Origin of the sequence: Echinicola vietnamensis DSM 17526 (assembly GCF_000325705.1) — a bacterium.
GTDB lineage: Bacteria > Bacteroidota > Bacteroidia > Cytophagales > Cyclobacteriaceae > Echinicola > Echinicola vietnamensis.
This window is the reverse complement of sequence record NC_019904.1, coordinates 128,123-152,824: the sequence shown is the minus strand read 5'-3', so window position 1 is coordinate 152,824 and position 24,702 is coordinate 128,123. Positions and strand designations below refer to the sequence as shown.

Annotated in this window: 22 protein-coding genes; 11 read left to right on the top strand and 11 right to left on the bottom strand. The window is 45.2% G+C overall.

The features are described 5' to 3' along the window. The first annotated feature begins 67 nt into the window (after positions 1 to 67). Together ECHVI_RS00740 and hemL are read left to right on the top strand one after the other, a co-directional pair. Positions 68 to 1,741, top strand: a complete 1,674-nt coding sequence (locus ECHVI_RS00740; protein ID WP_015264016.1) for an ABC transporter substrate-binding protein — start codon at positions 68 to 70, stop codon at positions 1,739 to 1,741. A gap of 9 nt (positions 1,742 to 1,750) precedes the next feature. After that, positions 1,751 to 3,040 (top strand): glutamate-1-semialdehyde 2,1-aminomutase, encoded by a 1,290-nt coding sequence (gene hemL / locus ECHVI_RS00735; RefSeq protein WP_015264015.1) that lies wholly within the window; start codon positions 1,751 to 1,753, stop codon positions 3,038 to 3,040. Positions 3,041 to 3,152: 112 nt separating this feature from the next. Here hemL and ECHVI_RS00730 read toward each other — a convergent pair whose 3' ends face one another. Next, positions 3,153 to 4,190, bottom strand: a complete 1,038-nt coding sequence (locus ECHVI_RS00730) for a DUF3667 domain-containing protein (RefSeq protein ID WP_015264014.1) — start codon at positions 4,188 to 4,190, stop codon at positions 3,153 to 3,155. A 136-nt stretch (positions 4,191 to 4,326) separates the two neighbouring features. On the opposite strand from ECHVI_RS00730, the gene ECHVI_RS00725 reads away from it, so the two are divergent. Beyond that, the gene (locus tag ECHVI_RS00725; protein ID WP_015264013.1) at positions 4,327 to 4,683 is read left to right on the top strand and encodes a Spx/MgsR family RNA polymerase-binding regulatory protein; all 357 of its coding nucleotides are present in this window, start codon (positions 4,327 to 4,329) and stop codon (positions 4,681 to 4,683) included. Positions 4,684 to 4,754: 71 nt separating this feature from the next. On the opposite strand, the gene ECHVI_RS00720 is transcribed toward ECHVI_RS00725, so the two are convergent. Beyond that, complete coding sequence (locus ECHVI_RS00720) at positions 4,755 to 5,240, bottom strand: copper resistance protein NlpE (RefSeq protein WP_015264012.1); 486 nt, start codon at positions 5,238 to 5,240, stop codon at positions 4,755 to 4,757. A 7-nt stretch (positions 5,241 to 5,247) separates the two neighbouring features. Further along, entirely contained in the window at positions 5,248 to 6,204 is a 957-nt protein-coding gene (locus tag ECHVI_RS00715) for an NAD-dependent epimerase/dehydratase family protein (RefSeq protein WP_041738238.1), read from the bottom strand. A 258-nt stretch (positions 6,205 to 6,462) separates the two neighbouring features. On the opposite strand from ECHVI_RS00715, the gene kbl reads away from it, so the two are divergent. Next, complete coding sequence (gene kbl / locus ECHVI_RS00710) at positions 6,463 to 7,656, top strand: glycine C-acetyltransferase (protein ID WP_015264010.1); 1,194 nt, start codon at positions 6,463 to 6,465, stop codon at positions 7,654 to 7,656. Positions 7,657 to 8,037: 381 nt separating this feature from the next. Here the strand turns inward: kbl and ECHVI_RS24210 are convergent, their stop codons facing one another. The 3 genes from ECHVI_RS24210 to folP form a co-directional block, all read right to left on the bottom strand. Beyond that, on the bottom strand, positions 8,038 to 8,166 hold the full coding sequence (locus ECHVI_RS24210; protein ID WP_281168842.1) for a hypothetical protein: 129 nt from the start codon (positions 8,164 to 8,166) through the stop codon (positions 8,038 to 8,040). Positions 8,167 to 8,380: 214 nt separating this feature from the next. Next, positions 8,381 to 9,247: a diadenylate cyclase CdaA gene (cdaA, locus tag ECHVI_RS00705; RefSeq protein ID WP_015264009.1), complete on the bottom strand. Its 867-nt coding sequence runs from the start codon at positions 9,245 to 9,247 to the stop codon at positions 8,381 to 8,383. Beyond that, positions 9,244 to 10,128 carry a dihydropteroate synthase gene (folP, locus tag ECHVI_RS00700; protein ID WP_015264008.1) on the bottom strand — a complete coding sequence of 295 codons (885 nt, stop codon included), beginning with the start codon at positions 10,126 to 10,128 and terminating at the stop codon, positions 9,244 to 9,246. Before folP ends, cdaA begins: the two co-directional genes overlap by 4 nt. Positions 10,129 to 10,145: 17 nt before the next feature. On the opposite strand from folP, the gene ECHVI_RS00695 reads away from it, so the two are divergent. Genes ECHVI_RS00695 through ECHVI_RS00685 form a run of 3 tightly spaced genes read left to right on the top strand, consistent with a single transcriptional unit; the run spans position 10,146 to position 12,311 of the window. Continuing rightward, on the top strand, positions 10,146 to 10,697 hold the full coding sequence (locus ECHVI_RS00695) for a DUF1599 domain-containing protein (RefSeq protein WP_015264007.1): 552 nt from the start codon (positions 10,146 to 10,148) through the stop codon (positions 10,695 to 10,697). After that, positions 10,690 to 11,781 carry a BT_3928 family protein gene (locus ECHVI_RS00690; RefSeq protein ID WP_015264006.1) on the top strand — a complete coding sequence of 364 codons (1,092 nt, stop codon included), beginning with the start codon at positions 10,690 to 10,692 and terminating at the stop codon, positions 11,779 to 11,781. The genes ECHVI_RS00695 and ECHVI_RS00690 overlap by 8 nt, the downstream gene beginning before the upstream one ends. Further along, on the top strand, positions 11,781 to 12,311 hold the full coding sequence (locus ECHVI_RS00685; RefSeq protein WP_015264005.1) for a shikimate kinase: 531 nt from the start codon (positions 11,781 to 11,783) through the stop codon (positions 12,309 to 12,311). Before ECHVI_RS00690 ends, ECHVI_RS00685 begins: the two co-directional genes overlap by 1 nt. Here ECHVI_RS00685 and ECHVI_RS00680 read toward each other — a convergent pair. Together ECHVI_RS00680 and ECHVI_RS23200 are read right to left on the bottom strand one after the other, a co-directional pair. Further along, positions 12,301 to 13,800, bottom strand: a complete 1,500-nt coding sequence (locus ECHVI_RS00680; RefSeq protein ID WP_041738237.1) for an OmpP1/FadL family transporter — start codon at positions 13,798 to 13,800, stop codon at positions 12,301 to 12,303. The two genes, ECHVI_RS00685 and ECHVI_RS00680, sit on opposite strands and share 11 nt — an antisense overlap. Before the next feature lie 114 nt (positions 13,801 to 13,914). After that, complete coding sequence (locus tag ECHVI_RS23200; RefSeq protein WP_015264003.1) at positions 13,915 to 15,228, bottom strand: hypothetical protein; 1,314 nt, start codon at positions 15,226 to 15,228, stop codon at positions 13,915 to 13,917. A gap of 132 nt (positions 15,229 to 15,360) precedes the next feature. On the opposite strand from ECHVI_RS23200, the gene proS reads away from it, so the two are divergent. From proS to floA, 3 genes are all read left to right on the top strand, one after another. After that, on the top strand, positions 15,361 to 16,842 hold the full coding sequence (proS, locus tag ECHVI_RS00670; RefSeq protein ID WP_015264002.1) for a proline--tRNA ligase: 1,482 nt from the start codon (positions 15,361 to 15,363) through the stop codon (positions 16,840 to 16,842). 254 nt (positions 16,843 to 17,096) lie between these two features. Then, positions 17,097 to 17,555, top strand: a complete 459-nt coding sequence (locus ECHVI_RS00665; RefSeq protein WP_015264001.1) for an NfeD family protein — start codon at positions 17,097 to 17,099, stop codon at positions 17,553 to 17,555. A gap of 6 nt (positions 17,556 to 17,561) precedes the next feature. Next, the gene (gene floA / locus ECHVI_RS00660; RefSeq protein ID WP_015264000.1) at positions 17,562 to 18,569 is read left to right on the top strand and encodes a flotillin-like protein FloA; all 1,008 of its coding nucleotides are present in this window, start codon (positions 17,562 to 17,564) and stop codon (positions 18,567 to 18,569) included. A 381-nt stretch (positions 18,570 to 18,950) separates the two neighbouring features. Here floA and ECHVI_RS00655 read toward each other — a convergent pair whose 3' ends face one another. Further along, positions 18,951 to 20,513 carry a WG repeat-containing protein gene (locus tag ECHVI_RS00655; RefSeq protein WP_015263998.1) on the bottom strand — a complete coding sequence of 521 codons (1,563 nt, stop codon included), beginning with the start codon at positions 20,511 to 20,513 and terminating at the stop codon, positions 18,951 to 18,953. 156 nt (positions 20,514 to 20,669) lie between these two features. Then, positions 20,670 to 21,941, bottom strand: coding sequence for a glutamyl-tRNA reductase (hemA, locus tag ECHVI_RS00650; RefSeq protein ID WP_015263997.1), 1,272 nt, complete (start codon positions 21,939 to 21,941; stop codon positions 20,670 to 20,672). Between the two features lie 271 nt (positions 21,942 to 22,212). Here hemA and ECHVI_RS00645 point away from each other — a divergent pair, with 271 nt between their 5' ends. Beyond that, positions 22,213 to 22,926: a ComEA family DNA-binding protein gene (locus ECHVI_RS00645; protein WP_015263996.1), complete on the top strand. Its 714-nt coding sequence runs from the start codon at positions 22,213 to 22,215 to the stop codon at positions 22,924 to 22,926. A gap of 121 nt (positions 22,927 to 23,047) precedes the next feature. On the opposite strand, the gene ECHVI_RS00640 is transcribed toward ECHVI_RS00645, so the two are convergent. Beyond that, the gene (locus ECHVI_RS00640) at positions 23,048 to 24,688 is read right to left on the bottom strand and encodes an amidohydrolase (RefSeq protein ID WP_015263995.1); all 1,641 of its coding nucleotides are present in this window, start codon (positions 24,686 to 24,688) and stop codon (positions 23,048 to 23,050) included. Positions 24,689 to 24,702: the final 14 nt, after the last annotated feature.

Genomic DNA, 24,702 nt, shown 5'->3' with positions numbered 1-24,702 from the left:
ATTAACGGCCTGTTGTTTTGGTCAGTGCAGTCAATGGCTTCAAAATGATTGTAAGTAAAATTTACCCATGAGAAAGATAAACATATTTTTATTGCTTGCCATGTTGTTGTGCGGTCCGGTGATGGCGCAGCAAACAGGGACCGGTTACAGCACTGCTGTGCAGTTGATAGATAGCGGACGACCAGATGAGGCCATGGAGCAACTAAGACCGTATTTGGATTATAATCAATACGGGAAATTAGCCTTGTACGCCCATTATCATTTTGCACGCGCTGCCAATAAGAATCAGCAGTACCAACTGGCAAAAGCTACGTTGGAGCAGCTCTTGGCAGATTATGATTGGGAGAAAGAAGATGAGGCCCTTTACCTATTGGGGACGACCAATTTTGCGTTGAACCAAGCCTACGATGGGCTCAGTGCCATGAGTAAGATTGATAGTGAAGCGATCAAGGAAGAGGGGTACCGGGCGAGCTATAAATACTGCAGTAACAACGTGACGGTAAGTTTGTTGGTGGCACACTATTCGGCATTCAAGGATAACAAAGGGTACAGCCTTGCCCTGAAAGAGAAATTGCTGCAGCAGTCGGTACTTTCTTCCAATGAGAAAAAGCTTTTGGCGGAGTTGTGCAATATGAACTTGGATGGAAAAGCTGGAGAAGGAATGTCGCTGGACCGGGAAGAAAACGGGATATTGGATGTGGCCATTGTGCTGCCATTTAATTACCAAGGAGGTACAGGGGTAAGGAGTCTCGATGGGGCCAATTTTGTATTTGAGCTTTATCAAGGCTTGGATATGGCCATCAAAGATGCCAAAAGCAAAGGTTTGGACATTAATGTGAAGACTTTTGACACGGAGCGAAAAAATGCTGTCGTTCAGAAGATCCTGTCCGATCCATTTTTTAACAAAGCGGATATCATTGTGGGGCCTATATACCCTGAAGAGACAGCATTAGTGTCCGATTTTGCGGATCAGCACCGTATCCCTTTTATCAATCCCCTTTCTAATATCAAGGAGACGTTCGGGGATACTGACTTTGCCTACCTTTTTAGGCCATCGACCGAGATGATCGTTGACAAGCTCTTGGCCTATGGCCGAAAGCATGTGACCGGAAACCGTATCGCTATTGCTTATTCTGGTTCAACCAGGGATGAGCTGATGGCGCGCCAATTGGCAGATGAAGCTTCCAGAAGAGGGTACCGGATTGTGTTCAACGAGAAGGTTGGTTCCAGTAGTATTCGCGGCTTCCTGTCGAAAGTAGGCTTAAAGCCAGGCATGGAAGCGCGCGCTGACCAAATTGTCATCCTATCGGACGATCCATATATTGCTTCCCCCACACTTTCCATGATGGAGTCTTTGAGCGTAAATACCCCGGTGTTTGTGATGGACAGTTGGCTGTATTTTAATTTTGCCAACTTTGATATGCTGGAAGGCAATGACCTGAACTATATCGGGAATAATACGGTGGATTTTAGCAATGATCAGACGGAGGATTTCAGGTACCGTTTTTTTGAAACATACAGTACTTACCCCGGCTCAAACGCTTATTTGGGTTTTGATTTAATGAACTGGGTGACGGCCACCATCAACAGTGCTGCTGGATTTGATTTTAGAAATAATCTCAATCGGCAGGGGGAGATCCATTCAGGACTTGGCTTTGGACTTGATTTTAAAGGGAGCCAGTCCAATCAGTACGTACCCGTGCTGAAGCTTAAAGAAGGTAAAATTGAAGAAATCAAATAATACGTTTTAATGAACATCCAAAACAGCAAGACGCTTTTTTCCAACGCACAAAATTTTATCCCAGGAGGTGTGAATTCACCAGTGAGGGCTTTTAAAGCCGTAGGTGGCGACCCTTTGTTTATCAAAAAGGCTGAGGGAGCTTATCTTTTCGATGAGGATGACAATCGCTACATTGAACTGATCAACAGCTGGGGGCCGATGATCTTGGGGCACAATCATCCGGAAATTAACGAGGCGATCGTAAAGGCCGTCGAAAATGGGACCTCTTTTGGAGCCCCTACCGCAAAAGAAATAGATATTGCTGAATTGATCTGCAAGATGGTGCCTTCTGTGGAAAAGGTAAGGATGGTCAATTCCGGTACGGAGGCCACCATGTCAGCGGTAAGGCTGGCCAGGGGCTATACGGGCCGTGATAAGTTTTTGAAATTTGAAGGAAACTACCATGGGCATGGAGATTCATTTTTGATTGCCGCAGGGTCAGGAGCCATGACCATGGGAGCACCGAATTCACCAGGAGTCACCAAAGGGACGGCCAAGGATACGTTACTGGCGCCATATAATGATCTGAATGCGGTCAAAGAAGTGCTGGAGGCCAATAGGGATGAAGTGGCTGCTATTATTTTGGAGCCCGTTCCCGGAAATATGGGGTTGGTATTGCCGAATGAAGGATTTTTGCAGGGACTTAGAAAGCTCTGTGATGAAGAGGGCATCGTTTTGATTTTCGATGAGGTCATGACCGGTTTCAGGCTGGCCCAAGGGGGAGCCCAGGAAGTATTTGGCGTGACGCCGGATTTGACAACCATGGGCAAGATCATTGGCGGTGGCATGCCGGTGGGCGCATATGGCGGCAAAAAGGAGATCATGGATTTTGTGTCTCCAGTAGGGCCGGTTTATCAAGCGGGCACCTTGTCGGGTAATCCTATTGCCATGGCGGCAGGTTTCGCTATGCTTGATCACTTGTATCAGCATCCAGAGGTGTATCAGCAGCTGGATCAGGCCGGAAGCAAGCTGGTGGCGGGTGTCAAAAGTAGCGTCGAAAAGCTTGGTTTGGAGTATACCATGACCCATCTGGGAAGCATGTACAGCTTGTTCTTTACCAAAGAGAAGGTAGTTGATTTCGAAACGGCAAAGACATCCGATACCGTACTGTTCGGCAAGTATTTTCAAGCGATGCTGAAGCGGGGGGTATACTTGCCACCATCGCAGTTTGAAAGCCTCTTTTTGAGCACCGCATTGACCGATGAGCATATTGATCAGATCATCGATGCCAATGAAGCTTCCTTGAGAGAAATCCTTTAACGGTTTATTGGGGCTGTCTTATAAATGAACAATCCGTTATCACGAGGCCGGTAGCCTTCGGTCCGCCCCTGCAGTGGACAATAACGAGGACTTATGAGACAGTCTCATTTTTTCACATCAACCGTAATGATACGTACAGCTCAATGCCTATGGCGATGAACAAAGTACTGAAATAAACGAATCCCAATACCCAGAATTTTAACAGGGTGCGCAGCCAGTGTTGGCGATGAATGCGCATCATGCTGATATAAGCATATGTGGAAACCAGCACAAAGCAAGTGATGATAATCATGCTGGAATTGGCCATGTTTAAATTGAAGAGGAAGATACCGCATCCATAAATAAGGTAGGCAAAACTGTGCATGTGGAGCCCCTCGATCAGGTGTTCGACGTAATAGGTGCCTCGGCGGAAATAAAGCAACTTTAGTAACAAAGCAAAAAATGGGAGCAGCACAAACATCATGATCGGAAGGTTCTGTGCCGAACTGATGATGAAAAGGTTGGAGTTGGCGATAAAATTACGCTGAATTGCAGTGTCTACTTCATCGAAAAGAACATAATCGGTAGCGTTGAGGATCCCATAAAAGGTGCTGTCAGAGATTTGTGGATCCTGAGCGGCCATCTTAAGTTCCATCCAATTGGTCGTAGTGTCATTTTGGGACTGGTTTTGCTGGTAAAAGCGGTTTTTGATGCTGTCGATTTGGTGTTGCTTGATAAGACTGTCCAGTTCCTGACGATCTTGCTCCGAAAGGGATGTTTCCAGGTTACTATCGATAAGCTCGCTGGTGACAACATCTGAAAACTCGTTGACCATGATGCGATCAAATATGTCTGGAGGAATGATGATGCCGATGGCAAAAAAGTAGAAAAGCGACAAAATCAAATATAGTCGAATAGGGTGGAGGTATTTTCTGCGTTTCCCTTCATTGAAGGCGATGGTGAGTTTTCCGGGTTTTAATAGGAAGGCAGGGACAGTCCTGAAAAAGAGGGATTCAAAATTCAAGTAATTGGCAAAAAAGTCACTGATGAAAACCCAGAACGGTACTTTTTGATCTTTGTTTTCTTGGCCACAGTTTGGGCAGAAGTTGTCTTCCTCGCAGAGGCTATGGTTGCAGTTCAGACAGAAATCGTTTTTGCGCGCTTCCTTCATGGATGTCTTTTAATTTAACCGTTAATATAGCCGAATGTCATAGCCGAAAGAAATATGGGAGGATATTTAAAAAGGAAAATTGGTGTTATCAGGTGAGATAAATTAGTTTAGCGGAGAAAATAATGATAAATATTCAATGGAAAAGAAGTTAACTGTATATGGTATCAAGAATTGTGATACCATGAAGAAAACGTTTAAGTTTTTAGAAGAAAATGAGGTGGCCTATGAATTTGTAGATTATAAAAAGACGCCGCCGACCCCATCACTTTTGGAGGCGTTTCTTGAAGAGGTGCCGCTGGACAAGTTGGTGAACAAGCGGGGGACTACTTACCGGAAACTTACAGATGATGAAAAGGCAAAGATGGATGCGGAAAGCACCGCTGTTCCTATATTGGTGGCCAATAGCAGTATGATCAAGCGACCGGTGATGGTATATCCTGACGGAACGGTGCTGTTAGGTTTTCAGAAAGAGGCCATATTGGATAAAAAATAAGACCAGCAGAAAGGTATCCGTCATGGTGAACACTTTTCTCACCATGACGGATAGCAAATGGATGATGACCGCTATTTGATGGTCAAGGAATAATTCAGGTCGGAGCTTATCATTTTTTTATTGCTGTCCAGCATAATGAACCGGTCACTGTCCTTTTCTTGAAGAAAGTGCTTAATGGGGGTATCGTGCTCGTCCAATAGCGTAATGATCATGGCGCCTGGGTTGCCATCCATGCCATAGCTTACCTCGTATATCCCCGAGGACTCAAAGGCCCTGTTACCATCAGGAGTGCCCAAATAGACTTGGGTTAGCTTATATTCCCTCTCGTTTTTTTCGGCCCGATTTTCCAATCGAAGGGTCATTTCGATGCCACTGCAATCGGCACAGGGCACCGTGCCTTCATAGGTGAACCAAGTGGAGCCTTCTTTTTGAAGGATCTTGTCGGCTGGATCGGGTGTGTTTTCAGTCGTGAGGGCTTCGTTTGCGGTTTCTTCTGCCGGCTTGTCACAGGCCATTACAAATCCCAATATAAAGACGTATGGCAGTAGCTTTTTCATTCTTGCACTATTTTAGGTTTACCAAATAGGCCGGTAAGTTAGCTAAAATATCCTTAGTCATTTCCTCCAATCCATAAGAATGTTGCCATCCCCAGTCGTTTTGGGCTGCACTGTCATCAATGCTGTCTGGCCAGGTATCCGCAATTTGTTGCCTGAAATCAGGTTTATAGGTGATGTTGAAATTAGGATAATGCTGTTTGATGCACTCATAAATTTCCTTGGGAGAGAAACTGATGCCTCCAAGATTATAGCTGGAGCGTACTTTTATTTGCGCTGCGGGAGCATGCATCAGGTCTAAAGTAGCCTTGATAGCATCGTCCATATACATCATGGGGAGATAGGTGTCTTCCTCGAGGAAGCATTCAAAATCCTCGCCCTCGATGGCTTTGTGAAAAATATCCACGGCATAGTCGGTAGTGCCGCCGCCAGGCATGGATTTGTATCCGATCAGTCCAGGATACCGCAAGCTTCTGACGTCCACGCCAAATTTTTCAAAATAATAGGCACACCATCTTTCCCCGGCTTGTTTTGAAATACCATAAACGGTGTTGGGATCCATGATGCAGTCTTGCGGAGTGTGCTGCATGGGCGTGTTCGGTCCGAATACGGCAATGGACGAAGGCCAATAAATTTTGTTCAGCTTTTGCTCACGGGCAATTTCCAAGATGGATAGCAGGCTTTCCATGTTTAGGTTCCATGCAAAAATGGGGTTCTTTTCACTGGTGGCAGAAAGGATGGCTGCTAAGTGATAGATCTGGGTGACCTTTTCAGCCTTTACGATTTCCGTCATGCGTTTACGGTCCATGACATCCAATGCCATAAACCGGCAATAATCAAACTTGTAAGCAGAGGCCTCATTGATGTCTGTGGCAATGATGCGGTCTCCTCCGTACATGTTGGCCAGTGCCAGGGTCAATTCGGAACCCAGTTGCCCTGCGGCTCCAGTGATAAGAATTGTTTCCATAATCTCTATAAGCCTTGCCATAAAGGGACAAGGGCTTCTTTACGTTTAGGGTTTATATTGTTCGAACGATGGAATGGCCCTGTGGCGGTGACTTGAAGCCTCTTCTTGCGTGTTTTTAGCGATCAGGGGCTGGTCTCATTCATCATCCGAGTTTAGGCAAAATTAATAAATTCAATTTTACCGATTGTAAATATTTTAAACTACTTTTATATGAAAGTTTTTCTATTGCAATAATACAAAATTAAATCCAAATATATCATGTACGAAAGTTTAAAACCAAAATTAGAAAAGGAACTGAAAGAAATAAGCGATGCTGGGCTATATAAGTCAGAAAGAATCATAACCTCTCCACAAGGAGCGGAAATCAGCACCTCGGAGGGCAAACAAGTCTTGAATTTTTGTGCAAATAATTACTTGGGGCTTTCCAGTCATCCCAAGGTAATTGAAGCGGCCAAAAATGCCATCGATACCCACGGTTACGGGATGTCTTCGGTAAGGTTTATCTGTGGCACCCAGGATATCCATAAGGAGCTGGAAAGAAAGATCAGCGAATTTTTGGGGACTGAGGATACCATTCTATATGCGGCAGCTTTTGATGCCAATGGGGGTGTTTTTGAGCCTATTTTGGGGCCAGAAGATGCGATCATATCCGATGCGCTAAACCATGCCTCTATTATCGATGGTGTGCGGTTGTGCAAGGCCATGAGGTTTCGGTATAAGCACAATGACATGGAAGACCTGGAGACCCAGCTAAAAGAAGCCAATGCCAAAGGGGCCAAGCAAAAAATCATCGTTACAGACGGTGCGTTTTCCATGGATGGTACCATTGCCCAAATGGACAAGATAGTGGCCTTGGCAGAGCAATACGATGCGCTAGTGATGTCAGATGAGTGCCATTCCACCGGGTTTATCGGGAAGACTGGTCGTGGTGTACATGAGCTGAAAGGGGTCATGGGAAAAATGGATATTATTACCGGTACACTTGGAAAGGCACTTGGAGGTGCTTCTGGTGGATTTACTTCTGGCAGAAAAGAGATCATAGACATCCTTCGTCAGCGATCCCGTCCCTATCTTTTTTCCAATACACTTGCTCCAGCGATTACGGGTGCTTCTATTGCAGTGTTTGATCTTTTGTCCGAAACCACTGAGCTAAGGGATAAGCTGGAAGACAATACCACCTATTTTAGGGAGAAAATGACTGCTGCTGGATTTGATATCAAGCCGGGTGTACACCCAATTGTCCCTATCATGTTGTATGATGCAGTGCTTTCCCAGCAAATGGCCGAGAAGTTGCTCGAGCGTGGGGTATATGTGATCGGTTTTTATTATCCGGTAGTGCCGAAAGGCCAGGCCAGGATCCGAGTGCAAATATCCGCTGCCCATGATCGTAAGCATTTGGATGCGGCGATCGAAGCTTTTACGGAAGTAGGAAAGGAGCTAGGGGTCATTTGATCCAAAGCACATTTGTTTTTCTAATTCTGGTAATAGCCCTTTTACTTAGGGCGCATGAGGTCACCCTGAACGGAGTCGATGCGGCACTGCTCAGGGTGATCTTGGATAAAGCAATGTTTCTGGCGGGATGATTTTTGACTCTTATGAAAGAAAATTTCACACCGCTAAAACGATACTTTTCCTCCATCCGCTCGAATGGGTTTTAGCGGGAAGTTGTGGAGAATAGGGCGGTAAATGCGGCTAAAACCGAAAACGTTGTATGGGTTAATTCACCATGGCTTCACCCATGGCTATGAATGTGCCGCCCCTCTGGGGCTAACTTTCGAGTTTACATCATACACCATACCACGGATCAATCAATATTTCTGAGGGCAACTTTATTTAAAAGGATGCTATTTCATCTATGAACTGGATGAATCCAAGCGTTGCCGAGAAGTCCTCTTCATAGCCAAAGGCAGAGGCATCGTAATCTTTTAAGTCATGTAAGCTATTGATAAGAGATTTGAACACGGATTTGCAACGCCTTAAGCATTCTATCTGTGTTTATCAGCGTTCATCCGTGGCCAAATAGCAACCAAAGGTGGCGAAGAACATTTTTACCCATCGAAATAGGCTACCCCCATCTTTTCGGCTTGATCCGTGATCTTTTTTAAGTTTTTGATTGAACAAAAAGGCTTTTGAAAGAGGGCTTTTTCTTCCTGTCAATTTCTAGCCCAGGGATGTGCTATGCTTCAGCAGTGCGTTGTTTGAGTTTTTTGCTTTCAAACGGGCTGATCATCTCGAATTTGTCGTCAATATCCACTCCTGTGAGGTAATTGTTGAGCATTTCACGGACTTCCTGAAAGGAGAGGTTGTGAAGGATGTTGCCGTTTTTGGCCATGGACACTTGGCCTGTTTCTTCCGAAACGATGAGGACCAAGGTGTCAGTAGCCTCGGACATTCCGATTGCAGCACGGTGACGAAGGCCAAACTTGGCCGGTACCTCCTTTTCGGTCACGGGCAATATACACCTGGCGGCTTTTACTTTTCCGTTATACAGAATGACCGCGCCGTCATGTAAAGGGCTGTACTTGTTGAAAATACTGATCAAAAGTCTTTTTGAGACAATGGCATCGATCAAGTCACCACTTTCGGCATAGAATTTCAGTTCTGTATTGCGCGAAACGACCATGAGCGCACCGGTACTCGTGCCTGAAAGGGATTTGCAAGCATCGATGATGGGTGTGATGTTAAAGGCATTGGTTTCCTTTTTTCGCCAAAAAAGAAGTTCTTGAAGCACGTTTTCATTGGAAAGGATAGAACTCCGGCCGATGATCAGAAGGAATTTTCGTATTTCCGGGGCAAAGAGAATAATGGCGGCGATCACACCTACTCCCATAAACTGCCCCAGTATACTGGAAAGTAGCTCCATTCTGGCGGCATTGACCACCAGGTATACCAAATATATCGACAAGAACCCCAAAAAGATTTTTATGGCCACACTTCCCCGCATCAATTTATAGACCTGATAAATCAGAATGCTCACCAAGGTGATGTCTATAATATTGACGATGGAAATGTCTAAAAATCCTATTTTGAAAAGTAGATTCAAGGGTATAGTTGTTTATATAATTTTACGGTTTCTGTCGCTTCCTTTACATCATGTACTCTTAATATTTTTGCTCCATTAAGGAGCGCGGCCATGTTCAGGGCCGTTGTTCCATTTAAGGCTTCCTCTGGGCTGATGCCCAAAGTTTTGTAAATCATAGATTTTCTGGATACCCCAGCTAATATAGGGCTTTTTATAGTCTTAAAATAAGATAAATTTTTAAGAATCCTATAATTTTGAGCTAAACTTTTAGCAAAACCGAAGCCTGGATCAATTATTACATCTTTAATGCCAGCTTTATGACATTGGTTCAATTTTTCGTTAAAAAATAATAAAATATCTTTTTCTAAGTTATTATACTCTGTTTTGCCCTGCATGGTTGCAGGATTTCCACGCATGTGCATGCAGATATAGGGAATTTTTAGTTTTCCGACTGTCGGGATCATTTTTTTGTCGAGTTCCCCGCCCGAAATGTCATTGATGATGTCGGCTCCTTCTGCGAATGCAGCTTCGGCGACTTCGTGCCTAAAAGTATCGACAGAAATGATGGCTTCGGGAAACCGGTCCTTTAAGGCTTTTACGGCGGGGACAATCCGGCTTATCTCGTCTTCTGTCGTCACTTCCGCAGCACCGGGTCTACTGCTGTATCCACCCAAGTCAAGTATGGCGGCCCCTTCACCAAGTAGCTGTTCGGCTTTTTGTAACAACTGGTTTCCAAGGGTGCTGATGCGGCTTTCACTGTAAAAGGAGTCCGGGGTGACGTTCAGAATGCCCATGACACAGGGATCGTCAAGCAGGATCAGCTTTCCTTTGATTTGGAGTGTTATTTTTGAGGGAAATGATTTATCTTCGGTTTCTGAAGATGAGTTCGGAGTATCTTTCATTAAAATCAATCATTGCTTTGAAAACGCAAACTGTTAGCGAATATAATCAAGTTATTGCCCTTTGTAAAGAACTTTTTAAGAAGAAAACAGTCGATTATGGGACTGCCTGGAGGGTACTACGCCTTCCTTCCATCACCGACCAGATTTTTATCAAAGCCCAGCGAATACGCTCTATTCAAGAGAAAGGTACCCAGCGTGTTCAGGATCCGGTTCAGGATGAATTTATCGGCATTATCAATTACTGCCTGATCGCCTTGATCCAGATGGGGCTTGAAAATGATGAGCGGTTGGAATTAGGATATGAAGAACTGGAACCGATGTATGATAAGTGGGTGGATGCGACTCGGGGCTTGCTGGAAAATAAAAACCATGACTATGGAGAAGCATGGAGGGATATGCGTGTGTCCTCCATGACTGATCTTATTTTGATGAAGCTTTACCGTGTAAAGCAAATTGAAGACAACAGCGGTAAAACACTGGCTTCCGAAGGAGTAGACGCCAATTACCAGGACATGATCAACTATTCGATATTTTGTCTTATCAAACTAAAAGAACAAGCGGATGTTTAAAAAGGTAATATTAAACCTGTTTCGGTTCCTGGTAGGGGGACTGTTTATTTTTTCGGGATTGATAAAGGTGAATGATCCAGTGGGGACCTCCATTAAGTTGGAGGAGTATTTCGAGGTGTTCTCCAATGATATTGCCGGTTTTTTTGAGGTGTTTAAATCCTTTGCACTCGAACTTTCAGTGTTATTAATTGTATTGGAAGTGGTGTTAGGGGTGATGCTGCTTTTGAATTATAAGCCTAAGCTGACCATTAGCTTATTGTCGATCTTGATCTTGTTTTTCACCTTTCTGACCTTTTATTCAGCTTATTTCAATAAAGTGACGGATTGTGGGTGTTTTGGAGATGCGATCAAGCTGACCCCTTGGCAGAGTTTTTACAAGGACATCGCATTGGTGGTCATGATTGGGGTATTGTTTGTGTTTCGTAAGGATTTGCCCCAAAATACCTCCAAGCTTTCTGCAGGTTTGGTGATCGGTTCAGCTGTAGGATGCTTGGTGCTCTCCCTGTTGGCCATTCGTAATTTACCGTTCATCGACTTCAGGGCCTATAAGGAAGGGGTGAATATCACAGAAGCCATGCAGCCTTCAGGTGCACTGGAATACCGGTATATCATGAAAAAGGACGGAGAAGAGGTGGTGATGGACGAGTATCCGTCAGACGAAAGCTATGAGTTTGTGGACATGCAACTGAAGAATCCGGAGGCTTTGCCGAAGATTGCAGATTTTGGGATCTGGAACGATGATGGAGACTTTACCGAGGCCATGCTGCAAGGCAATAAACTGTTGATCTTGATCAGTAGCTATGAAAAAATGGATCAAGCCAAATTGGGGAATTTGGATGAGTTGATGGATGTCGAGGGAGTGGAAACGGTCATTATTACAGCCACAGCTGCTGATGAAATCGAAACGGTGATGACCGCGCAGGACTGGGAAGTGCCTTATTACTTTGGTGATGCTACTGTCCTGAAGACCATTATCCGGTCAAATCCAGGTGTGGTATTGCTTAAGGACGGTACTGTGCTGAAAAAATACCATGTCAACAACGCTCCCAACATAGCGGAAGTGCAAGAAAATTTTAATCATTAATGAATAATTCTGCAAAGATCGTATTGGTAGGCATGCCGGGAAGTGGGAAATCCACTTTAGGCAAAACTTTGGCAGGACAGCTGGGCTTTGACTTTTATGATTTGGATGAGGAAATTGTAAAAGAAGAAGGCAGGAGTATTCCTGCGATTTTTATGGAAAACGGCGAGGGATATTTCCGACGGACAGAAACCCGCGTGATCGAAAAACTTCTACAGATTGATTCGGCTTTCGTGCTTTCTACTGGTGGCGGTGCCCCATGTTTCAATGATAATATGACCCTGATCAACCGGCATGGGATATCGGTCTTTCTCAATGTAAGCATCGAACAATTGCTTCTGCGGTTAACGAAGAATGAAGCTGATAAGCGGCCAATGTTCCAAGGGCTGGATACAGGAGAAATTCGGCTAAAACTACAGGATTTATTGGCAGACCGGGAAGTGTATTATGAGCAGTCAAAAATAATGCTCAGCGGAGACGATATTTCCACTGAGCATTTGATATCAGAACTGATGAGTTTTTTTAGAAATTAAACCCGAGTGTTAGAAGTCCTTGGGTGTTCGAATTGTCGGTAGTAGTCAATTCAGCACCGGGATAAGAAGAGTAATACGTATCAAATTGGTTGTGGACTATTCCCAAATCCACATACATATTAGGTAGTTTTACGCCTACTCCTCCGGTAAATTGTGTTCTGGAACGGTCAAATTCCGAATCTTTATATGGGTCGCCGTATAAAGCTGTACCTGCTCTTAGCCTGAACATATTGATTCTCCATTCACCACCTACACGGTAGTTGATGACATTGCCCATAGTGGCATCAATGTTTTCGTTGGCAGCATTTAACCGGTAATCGGATGAAGAAAGGTTCATGGAAGCATAATTGAGGTAATCTACATCGGCGGTAATGAAACCGTTTTTATTGATGAAGAAGGCCAAACCACCGCTTAACTTCATGGGAGTGGTCAGGTTTATGGATGAGACGTAAATATCACTGAATGCGTTATCATCTGATTGGAGGTTACCGTTCAGGTCATAGAATTCTGCATAAATATCCGAATCATATTCCTCATCATACCGGGCCCACGTTGGGGAACTAAAGGATGCACCGATATTGATTTGATCAATGGGCTTGTATATCACCCCTAGGTTTAGGTTGACCCCGGCACCACTGTGGTAAAGGTTTTCTGCCAGTGAAAAATAGGTGGAAGTATTGCCGCTTTCGTCGATAAATTCTTCATTATATATCTTCCTCGAACTGAAGTTGATGGAGGTTATACCCACTGATCCCCCGATAAACAATTTGTTCTTATAGTTTCCTCCATAGGCGAAGGTGATTTGGCTGAGGTTTCCTTCGTTCTCAATCAGCTCGTCCTGAAAGGGAGCGATGGGACTATCAAAGTTTGGGGATCCGTCTTCATTGGGATTGTAGGTGTAATCTGAAGGGTAAAAAGTATTTCCTTCTTTTATGACAAGACCGACATCTAAGGGAAGACCGGCAGGGTCGCCTACTGCGGGTTCTCCGTACATATTATAGTCATCAGCATAATAATCAAGTAAAGATGTAGGGCTGCCAATGTTGGAATAGTAGCCAAATGTGTTATTGAAATTGCGGGTTCGGTTAAAGCTGATGCCGAAGGAATGTCCTCGCCAAGCATCTTGGTTTAACGGATCCTTTACTTTCGCCATCACGATACCGACATTGGGAAGGGCAAAATTTCCTTTATGGTCTTCTTGGGGCTGATCCATAAAGGAGGAAGTAGACTTCCAATTCCCATAGGAAGGGGTGAAGCTGAATTCTGATTTTCTGAAGAATCCAAGTCCAGCAGGGTTGCCGGAGATATTGGAGACATCACCGCCAATGGCAAACTGGCTGCCCCCGATCCCCATGATTCTGGCAGAACCAGTGGCGTTGTACTGACTGTACCGAAGGGCATCTTCGAGGGTTTGTGCTAATGTGGGTGTTATGGAGGAGGCTCCTAAAAGAAATCCTATCCCCAAAATAGTTGTTTTAATAATTTTCATATTCGCTCAAATAATATGATTCCATTCAGCTATGCTGTTAGCTGTGCAATGTTTTGCTAATAAGGTTCTGATTATTTAACGGTGATAGCGGAAAAAGTGGTAAAAAAAGGGGGATTAATTTCCCCCTCTTCTTGATCCTCCAGAACTTCGGCTGGCGCCTCCTGAGCTCCTGGATGACGAGCCGCCACTGCTATAGCTTCTGCTACTGCTGCTACTTCTGGAAGGTGTATAACTACTGTTTGATCTTGATCTACTTGGCGTAGAGTATGTTCTACTGCTTGAAGAACTTCTGCTCCTGGTATTGTAAGATGGAGACGTGCTTCTTGAAGGAGTACTATAACTTGATCTTGACCTGCTAGTGCTTGATGGACGAGTTGTAACTTCCCTTCTGGTGCTGGATGACCGTGGGGTGTAGGCACTTCTTGACCTTTCAGAACTGCTAGGTCGGGTCATGACGGCAGAGTTACTTGCTCTTCTGCTTGAGGAAGCGGAAGCTACGCGGCTTCTACCGTTCATATAATCATTTTCGGATCTGCTAAAGTCGCTTCTTGAACGATTTCCATCCACTCTGCTTACAGCACTTCTACGTGCCAAAGCCCGTGATGTGCTCGGCTCAGTGGCGGATCTACGGACGACCCTGCTAAGAGTGGACGAACCTCTTGACGGTCTGGCAGCCCTTACGATCCTTCGGCTTTCTCCGTTATAGATGTTGTTTATGATGATAGGACGTCCATAATATCCACCACCATAATAACCTCCATAGTATCCGCCATAAGCATAGCTAGGTCCCCAGAAAGGGTCGTAGAACGGACTGTATGGGCCATACGGTCTGTATCCCCAGCCGCCCATGCCCATGCCAAAGCCGATTCCAAAACCGATGGACATGTTAAAGCCTGGTCTGAAGCCGAAGCCAGGACCCCAAAAAGGATCATAGAATCCCATTCCAAATCCCGGGTACATGCCCCAAGGGCCATACATCATGTTCATGGACATATAAGGCATCCATGAATTTCGGCTACTTGATCCGTTAGGATCATTATATCCGTAGAAATTGTTATAGACATTTACATTGCCCTCAGCATCCGTAGTGGTGGTGCTTTGGGTGGATGCATTGTCGTCAAAATATACGATTTCATCATCAGGAACCGTGTCGTTTTGTACCTGATATTTGGCTACGTATTCTGGATTGACATTTTTTGCAGAAAAATTCTCTTGCTGATATTGATTGGCAGCACTGACTTGGCCGTAATTGTCAAAACTTTCGGGTGTATTGTTGGTTACGGCATTGGACGTCACCACTGCATCATCAGATGCCATAAAGTAAAGGTCATCTGTTTCTCCCTGCATGGCACTATAGCTGCTGCTACAGGAAACCAGTCCTACAGCTGCCAGGATAGCAAGATAACGGTATGAGGTATTTTTCTTCATAATCATTTAGTTTACAACTCGTAACACTATATACGTGCTCATGGGAGGAGGGTTATATTTTTTTAATTTATATTTGCTCCCTAAAATAGGGACGAAAGTTAAAGAGTTTTTCGAAAACAACAAATTTTACTCATGAGCAAAGGACTGCCTAAAAGAAGTGAGGACTACTCACAGTGGTACAATGAATTGGTAAAAAGGGCTGACCTGGCAGAGAATTCTGCCGTAAGAGGATGCATGGTGATCAAGCCGTACGGTTATTCCATTTGGGAAAAAATGCAGCAGCAGCTGGATAAAATGTTCAAGGACACAGGGCATAGCAATGCCTATTTTCCTTTGTTCATTCCAAAATCTTATTTGTCCAAAGAAGCCAGCCATGTGGAGGGGTTTGCAAAGGAATGCGCCGTGGTGACCCATTACCGATTGAAGAATGATGAAGAAGGCAAAGGTGTCATCGTAGATCCCGAGGCCAAGCTTGAGGAAGAACTGATCGTACGCCCTACCTCCGAGACGGTGATCTGGAGCACTTATCGCAATTGGATCCAATCTTACCGTGACTTGCCGCTCAAGGTAAACCAATGGGCCAATGTGGTCAGGTGGGAAATGCGGACCCGGTTGTTTTTGCGAACGGCGGAGTTTTTATGGCAAGAGGGGCATACCGCTCACGCTACCCGTGAGGAAGCCGTCGAAGAGACCGAGCTGATGATGAACGTTTACGCCCAGTTTGCGGAAGAGCATATGGGGGTGCCAGTGGTAAAAGGCATTAAAACGGCCAGTGAGCGGTTTGCCGGCGCAGAAGAAACGTATTGTATTGAGGCGTTAATGCAGGACGGAAAGGCCTTACAAGCAGGTACTTCGCATTTCTTGGGTCAGAACTTTGCCAATGCCTTTGATGTGAAATTTGCTACCAAAGAAGGTGGCCTGGAGCATGTTTGGGGGACTTCATGGGGGGTGAGTACCCGATTGATGGGAGCACTCATCATGGCCCACTCCGATGACAATGGACTAGTGCTGCCACCTAAGCTGGCTCCGATACAAGTGGTGATCGTGCCGATCTTTAGAAGTGAGGAAGAGCTACAGGCGGTAGAGGAAAAGGCCCATGACATCATGGATAAACTGAAGCCATTGGGGATTTCCGTGCATTTTGATCATCGTGATACCCATAAGCCAGGGTGGAAGTTTGCCGAATATGAATTGAAAGGGGTGCCTTTGCGCATTGCCATGGGGCCGCGTGACCTGGCCAATAATACCATCGAAATCGCCAGAAGAGATACCCTGACCAAAGAAATGGTCAACCTTGGGGAGGTGGAAATTGGCGAGTACATCACCGATAAGCTGGAAGAGATCCAATCCACCATTTACCAAAAAGCACTTCAATTCCGACAGGAAAATACCACGGCCGTAGATTCTTGGAATGAATTCCAAGAAGTGTTGGAATCAAAAGGAGGCTTTATTGCTGCCCATTGGGACGGTACTCCTGAGACAGAAGAAAAAATCAAGGAGTTGACCAAAGCGACCATTCGATGCATTCCGTTGGACCAAGTGAAGGAAGAAGGGAAATGTGTGCTTACCGGCAATCCATCCAGCGGAAGGGTGTTGTTTGCCAAAGCGTATTGATTGAATTATGGTAGGGAGTCTTAAGATTTGTGTAGCGTTGCTGACTCCATAAAGCTATTCGGGGTTCAAATAGTTGGGGGGAACCCTTTCACTTGTAACGCTGCAGAGAATACGGAAAAGGCCGGGATTGGGCATGGCAAGATTTGCCAATGCTAAATTCCGGCCTTCTTGATTTTTAAATGTAAAATTAAATGGGGGGATTTCCTAAATCAAAAAAATCTATCTAATTTGAGCAGAACAATTAACAAAAAACCATGACTTGGGCGCTTATTCTTGGATTATTGGTGCTAGGCTTGATCCTCATCCTTCTGGAAGTGATTTTTGTCCCAGGAACCACGCTGGTGGGAATTTTGGGGCTGGTTTTTAGTGGGCTTGGCGTATATTTTACCTTTATCAATTATGATTCGTCCACCGCTTTGTGGGTGCTTGGACTTACCGCTATAGCAAATATAGGCGTGATTTTTTATGGTTTTAAATCCGGTGTATGGAAGCGGTTTTCACTGAAAGACACCATCTCTAGTCGCACTTACGATGATCGTTTACAAGGCTTGCAGGTGGGCCTTCGGGGCAAGACGGTTTCCGATATCAAACCTTACGGAAAAGCGGAGTTTGGTGACATGATCTATGAGGTGAAGTCCAATACAGGCTTTATCCCTGCAGGGCAGAATGTCGAAATCCAACAACTAGAATACAATAGAATTATCATTAAATAATATACTATGGAATTAGCAAACTCGGCAATTATTTTAATTGCAGCTTTTGGAGGATTGATTTTACTGTTCATCTTCCTTTATTTTGTGCCGGTAAACCTGTGGATAACAGCAATTTTTGCCAATGTGAAAGTGGGGATAGGCGAGCTGATCGGGATGAGGATCAGAAAGGTGCCCCCTAGCATTATTGTTAACTCACTCATTACCGCTACCAAGGCAGGGCTTGATCTGACCACCAATGAGCTGGAGACCCACTACCTGGCAGGAGGGAATGTACCCAATGTGATCAGGGCACTGATTTCTGCCGATAAGGCCAATATTAACCTTAGCTTCAAGCAGGCAACGGCAATTGATTTGGCCGGGCGAGATGTGTTTGAGGCAGTACAAATATCGGTAAATCCGAAGGTGATCAATACGCCCAACGTGGCGGCCGTCGCGGCAGATGGGATTCAGCTCATCGCCAAGGCCAGGGTGACCGTTCGGGCCAATATCGCCCAATTGGTCGGTGGTTCTGGAGAGGACACCATTCTAGCCAGGGTCGGGGAGGGAATCGTGACCTCTATCGGCTCAGCCGAAACCCATAAGAGTGTGCTCGAAAATCCTGATAAGATTTCCAAGCTTGTCCTCCAGCGCGGACTAGATGCAGGCACGGCATTTGAAATCTTGTCCATTGACATTGCTGATATCGATGTGGGCACCAATATCGGGGCCAAGTTACAGATCGATCAAGCTTCTGCTGACCTTAAAGTGGCAGAGGCTAAAGCAGAGGAAAGAAGGGCCATGGCCGTGGCATTGGAGCAGGAGATGAAAGCCCGAAATGTGGAAATGAGGGCCAAGGTAGTAGAAGCCGAGGCGGAAGTGCCCAAGGCACTGGCAGAGGCTTTCAGGTCCGGAAATCTTGGCGTAATGGATTATTACAGGATGGAAAATATCAAATCGGATACGGACATGAGGGATTCCATTGCCAAGCCTGATGAAGGAAAAGGCAATGATAAGTCCAAAGGAGACAAAAAGTAAATTGACTGGAATATCAATAGAAAACCGGTCGCCAGTAGTCAAGAGAATGCTGGTGACCGGTTATTTTTGTTCTAACCTCAAAACCTCCCGCAGTAAATCGGGTGAAGCAGCAAAGATGGGGCTTGTCTATTTCGATGGCTATGCCTATGCTTTGCCATCTTTGGCTGCGCTTTGGTCACGAATGAACACTGATATTCACAGATGTGGCCTTGAGGCATTGCTAATCTGTGTTCATCCCTTTTATCCGTGGCTTAAAATCAGGCTAATGGTTACCATGGACTTGCCCTTTGCTATGCAGAGGGGCCCTGCCAAGGCGTGGAGTATGCTGCTTATTGATCATGCTATCAAGGAAGCGGCTTGCCAGGAATATCGCGTGGACCACTATTTCCGTTTCTTTTTACCTTTTTTGTCCTCTTCGGGGACCATTGGCTTAAAAATGTCTTCTGCAAGTATTTTTTGGGCGCTGTTGTCGATGATGATGTCTTGATAATACACCGGAAGGAGTGCTTCTCCGGATTCATTGATGATGCCAAATCTTCCGTTTTTCTGTACGATGATTCGGTCATAACCTTCCCGTCTTACGGATTGGAAGGTTGGGGAGGCGATTTCCTTTCCGTTAGGATCGATGATCCCAAACATTCCGTCATTTTCGGTGATGTAATAGTGGTCGTCAGATCGATCAATATGCTGGTAGTAAGAGGATAGGATTTCCTTTCCGCTGCGATCGATCAGGTTAGCTTTTCCTTCTTTTTTGACGACCGCCAGTCCGTTATGGAATTCCCCTGCGTCATCGAAATGAGGAGGGATGACCATGCTGCCATGACTGTCAATGTAGCCCCAAGCTCCTTTGGCCTTTACGGCAGCCAACCCTTCAGAAAACCGTCCGGTTCCTTCAAAAGTATTGGGGATCACCCATTTTCCCGCGCGGTTTACATAGCCGTAGAATCGGCCGTGCAAAGCCCCGTAACGTTCTTCATTGCCGGGTAAGATCGAGGTGATGCTGTCCGCTGGGACGACTTGCCAAACTCCTTTGCTGTCCAGGAGACCTACTTTTCCATTTTTGAAATAAACATTATAATGGTGGGCATCTATGCGGTTTACGTCTGCCATGCCCATGATGTCAAGTAGGATTCCGTCGTTTTTCATGATCCTTCGGAGGCGTCCATGGATGTATTCGAGGATGACATCGTTTTCCAAGGCGATTTTGTGATAGCTACTGTACTTGATTTGAGCATCATCCTCTGTGGCCTTGATGAGCATGTACTGGTTTTCGTTAAAGCCAAAAAAGAATTCTTTTTCAAGGTGCAGGAGGGTGTCCAAAACCGGCTCAAGAATATAGTCCCCATGCCTGTTGATAAGTCCATACCCGCTGGTTTCACGGGAAAGGATAGCGCTGTTTGAAGCCGATGCCAAATGTTGATAGATATGTTGGGGGTTTTCAGAAAGCGGGAGTTGGTAGCCGGCGGGTACCTTGGCGATCACCTGGCCATTTTTTGCAATTTTTGCTTCTTGGAAAGTGCCTAGGGAATTCAAAATTTTGGTGCCGATATCATAATGGTAAAAGGTGTTTCCCCTTTTGCCGAGCAGTTCGTTGTAGCGGGTGTCAATGTGATCGTATTCCGGCTTCATGATCTGTTCGCCGTATTCGTGGTAGGCTCCAAGCTTTCCATCTTTTTCCACCAGTATCCAAGGGCTTAGGTATTGGTATATCGATGATCCTTCCAGTTCCAAAAACGGCTCATAATTTTGATTCAGGAGTTTGAGCTTTTGGTCTTTGTCACTCACTCGGATAGATTCACTTAACAGAAAGATGTGGTCGTCGTTGATTTTCTGGATCAGTTCCAGCTGAGGGTTGTACACCTCATACATTTGGGCGTTAGTGAAGCTAAAGGATACTAGATACAAACAAAGGGCAATGGCCCATTTACCGATTACTGTTGACATTGAAGTAGCGTTTTTTATGTTGCCACTAAAGTAAGTCGAAAGCAAATGTTTTTCAAAAAATTGCCTCGTAAACAAAGAAAACATCTAGGGCAAATTTGACTTGAAATCTGTCCTGGATGTTTCAAAATTATTGCCTCTTTACTTTAATGCTTGTGTTTATGAATGCTTGGTGTTTTCTTTTTCCAAGTCAAAAAGATCAGAAATAATTCCGATCATTTCTTCTGCTTGGTCTTTTTTGCAAGCTGCTTTCAACTGCACCACGGGTACTTTGATGATCTTTTGCATCATGCTCTTGGTGATTTTGTCGATCACAGCATATTCTTCTTCACTGGCATTTTTCATGTAACGCTCCAGTTCTTCCATTCGGATCTGCTCCAAGGCATTTTTGAGCTTGTTGATGGTGGGAGATACCATCATTTCTTTCTTCCAATTGTAAAACTCGTCAATGCTTTCGTTTATGATGCCTTCCACTTGTGGGACAGCAGCCAGCCTTCTTTCCAGTGCTTCAGTGGTCTTGCTTTGAATGTTGTCCACGTTATAAAGTAGCACGCCCGGAACATCTTCCACGATGGTTTCGATGCTGCGAGGAACGGACAAATCCACAAAAAGTTTATAGCTTTTAATGTCAAATGCCTTGACCAGTTCCTTGGTGATGAAGGGCCGGGAGGATGAAATGGATGACACCACTACATCAGCTTCCTGCATGGCTTGGTGTACTTTGTCGAAGGGGATAACGTTATACCCTAATTCAGTCCCCATCTGAAGGGCTTTTTCATAAGTCCTGTTGGTGATGGTCACTTTGGCATTTGGTACATACACCATGTTTTTGGCGACGTCTTCACCGATTTCTCCAAGTCCCACAAGTAAAATCCGGGGATTGATGGTGTTGGAAGTGATTTCCTCAATCAGTTCCACCGCTGCATACGAAACAGAGGCAGCCCCATCCCGAAAGGCCGTTTCCTGTACTACACGCTTATTGGTAAAGAAGATCGTGTGCATCAAACGGTGAAGGAATGGCCCGGCCATTTCCATGTCGGCAGATGCTTGATAGGCCCTTTTTACTTGATTGGAGATTTGCATATCCCCGACCACCTGTGCTTCAAGCCCCATGGAAACCTTGAAAAGGTGTTCAATGGCTTTCTTGTCGTCTTGAATAATGGTGAAATACTCCAGGTAGGAGACTACATTGTGCAGCCCTTTTTCAGTACCAATTAACTTGATGATTTCTGTGCTGAGATCCAGTTCATGGGCATAGTACACCTCTGTCCTGTTGCAGGTAGACAAAATCAAAGTGTCTTTCACGTTGAAAAACTCCTTTAGTTTTATCAAAAGAGAATGGATGGCCTTGTCGTCCAATGCTATAATTTCCCTGATCTCTACCGGGGCGTTTTTATAGGAAAGACTTATGGCACTAAAGTTATGCTGCATTATTGGTACTGTTATATGGTGCAAATTTATTACAGAAACTCCACGAAATGAATTATTTCTGTCAGCTCTTATTAATTTAAAATCTGTCTAAATAGTAAGTGGGCTATTTAATTGATTTTTACAGTGCAATAATGGTAAATCTTTGGAAATAATTCCAATATGATTATTTTATGAGGTATTGAAGAAATCAATGATCAGAGCAATAGTGCCTTTTAAACAAATTTTTGGTGTTTTTTTAACCGTTTATGGTGTTCCGTAGAATGCGAATATTATGAAAAAGAGACTACGCTATTTTTTACAAGAGTATTTTGGTTTTACGCAGCGAGAATCCAACGGCTTTTTCTTGGTGATCCCTGTATTAGTGGTGCTGGCACTGGTCCCCAAAGGATTTCATTGGTATCAGCACCGAGAAGCCCGTGCCCAATATCAAGAATACCTCGTAAAGGCAGACAGTATGTTCCAAGCAGTGAAAGAGGATTCGGTGGCACGTTATGCCCGCGTAAATCGGTCCTTCCTGGCCAAGGATACGGGGAGGTGGGAAGCTTACCAACGTAAACAAGCCACGCTAAACAAGATGGATTTTGCTGCGGCAGACTCGGTGGTCTTGCAGGTCGTTCCGGGGATTGGGCCTACCCTTGCAGCAAGAATCGTAAAGTTTCGCGAAAGCCTTGGTGGCCTGCACCGTAAAGAGCAGTTGTTGGATGTGTACGGGATTAAAGTGCCGGTAGCCAAGAGGGTATTTGAGTATTTTACCTTTACCCCTGCTGTCGATCGTTATCTCTACTTAAATACAGCGGGGATAAAGGACTTGGCGGCTCATCCCTATATCAGGTATGGTGAAGCCAAGGTGATTGTGGCTTATCGCGGACAGCATGGTGCCTATGCCCGGGTGGAAGATTTGCTTCGGATTAAGATCCTCTCCGAAGATTGGCTTGACCGGGTAAAGCCATATCTGAAACTCGAGGAAGCTCCTGTCGACCAATGAAATGACTGGATAGGCCTGGAGGTTTGAGGAAATTGACCGGCGAAAGACACGGTTAATGCTAGGGCAAACCTGATCTGTCTACAGCGATGGTTTTTCCTGTGGGGTGGGAAGTTTCCTGCTGTCAATAAACTTTTTCTCCCCCGATATAGGTGGCTTCTACCTTGATTTCCCGCAGGTTTTCATGAGGGGCGGTCATCAAATCCCTGCTGGTGATGATAAAGTCTGCAAGTTTTCCGCTTTCAATACTTCCCTTGAGATTTTCTTCAAAATTGGCATAAGCAGCCCAGATGGTCATGCCTTTCAAAGCCTCTTGACGGGTAAGGCTGTTTTCGGTTTGAAACCCATCGGTGGGCCAATTGTTGGCGTCTTGACGGGCCACTGCGGCATGGAAGCCAAAAAGCGGGTTGATGCTTTCCACAGGAAAATCACTTCCCAGCGCGATCAATCCATTTTGCTCCAACAGGTCCTTGTAAATATAGGCATGTTTTACACGTTCCTCGCCAAGACGGTCTTCCGCCCAATACATATCGGAGGTGGCATGTGTGGGCTGAACCGAAGGAATGATGTGGTAGGTGGCAAATTTTTCAACGTCCTGAGGATGGACCACTTGGGCGTGTTCGATCCTCCAGCGTTGGTCATTTTCTTTCATCAGGACTTTGGCATAAATGTTCAATAGGGTTCGGTTGGCGGAGTCTCCGATGCAGTGGGTGTTCATCTGAAAGCCATGGTCGTGAATGTCTTCGGCCAGTGACAAAAAGTTTTCGGGGGTGTTCAACAAAAAGCCCAGTTCGTCCGGGGCGTCGTGGTAGGGGGCGAGTAAGGAAGCTCCTCTGGATCCCAATGCCCCATCGCCATAAATTTTGAAACTTCTTACCGTCAGCGATTCGTTTTGGAAAGGGCCTTTTTCAAAGTAGTATGCCATGTTCTCCTCCGTGGGGTTTACCATGGCGTAAATGCGCATTTTTAAGTCCCCTTCTTTCTGCATGCTTTCCATGAGGTCAATGATGGGCTTGTCCAGCCCTGCATCTGCTACGGTAGTAAGGCCTACGGCAAAGCAATTTTCTTGGGCGTCCAGCAGTGCCTGACGAGATTCTGCGGTGGAAATCTCAGGGATTTTGGAGGAGACCATGCCGATGGCGTTATCAATGAGTACGCCGGTAGGTTCTCCGTTTTGAAGGATGATTTTTCCGCCAAGGATGTCGGTGGTGGCGGTGATTTCACCCATATCCAAGGCCTTTTGGTTGGCGATGGCGGCATGGCCGTCTATCCGGGTAAGCAGGACAGGGGTGTTGGGGAAGGCTTCGTCCAATAAGGACTTTTCAGGGAAGGATTTTTCAGGCCATAGGTTTTGGTCCCAGCCCCTGCCCAGAACCCACGCTTGGTTGGGATGGGCTTTGCGGTGCGCTTTGACGGTTTTGACCAAGGCTTCAAAGGAGGTGATTCCCGTCAGGTCGGCGACCTTTAGCCCGGTGCCATACCGGTAGAAATGGGTGTGTGCATCGATCAATCCGGGGTAAACGAATTTACCTTTCAGGTCCATGATATTCGGTGCCGAATATTTTTTTAGAATGGTTTCGCTGGAATTGACTGCAATAAATTTTCCATCCTTGACAGCAAATGCTTCCGCCTGTTCAAATGCTCCATTGACAGTATAGATCAGCCCGTTATGGACAATGAGGTCTACGTTTTCTTTTTTTGCACAAGCTGAAAACAGTAAAATAATGCCAAACAGGATGGTGTGGAATCTTTTCATTTTTGTCATTCTTGGTTTTATTT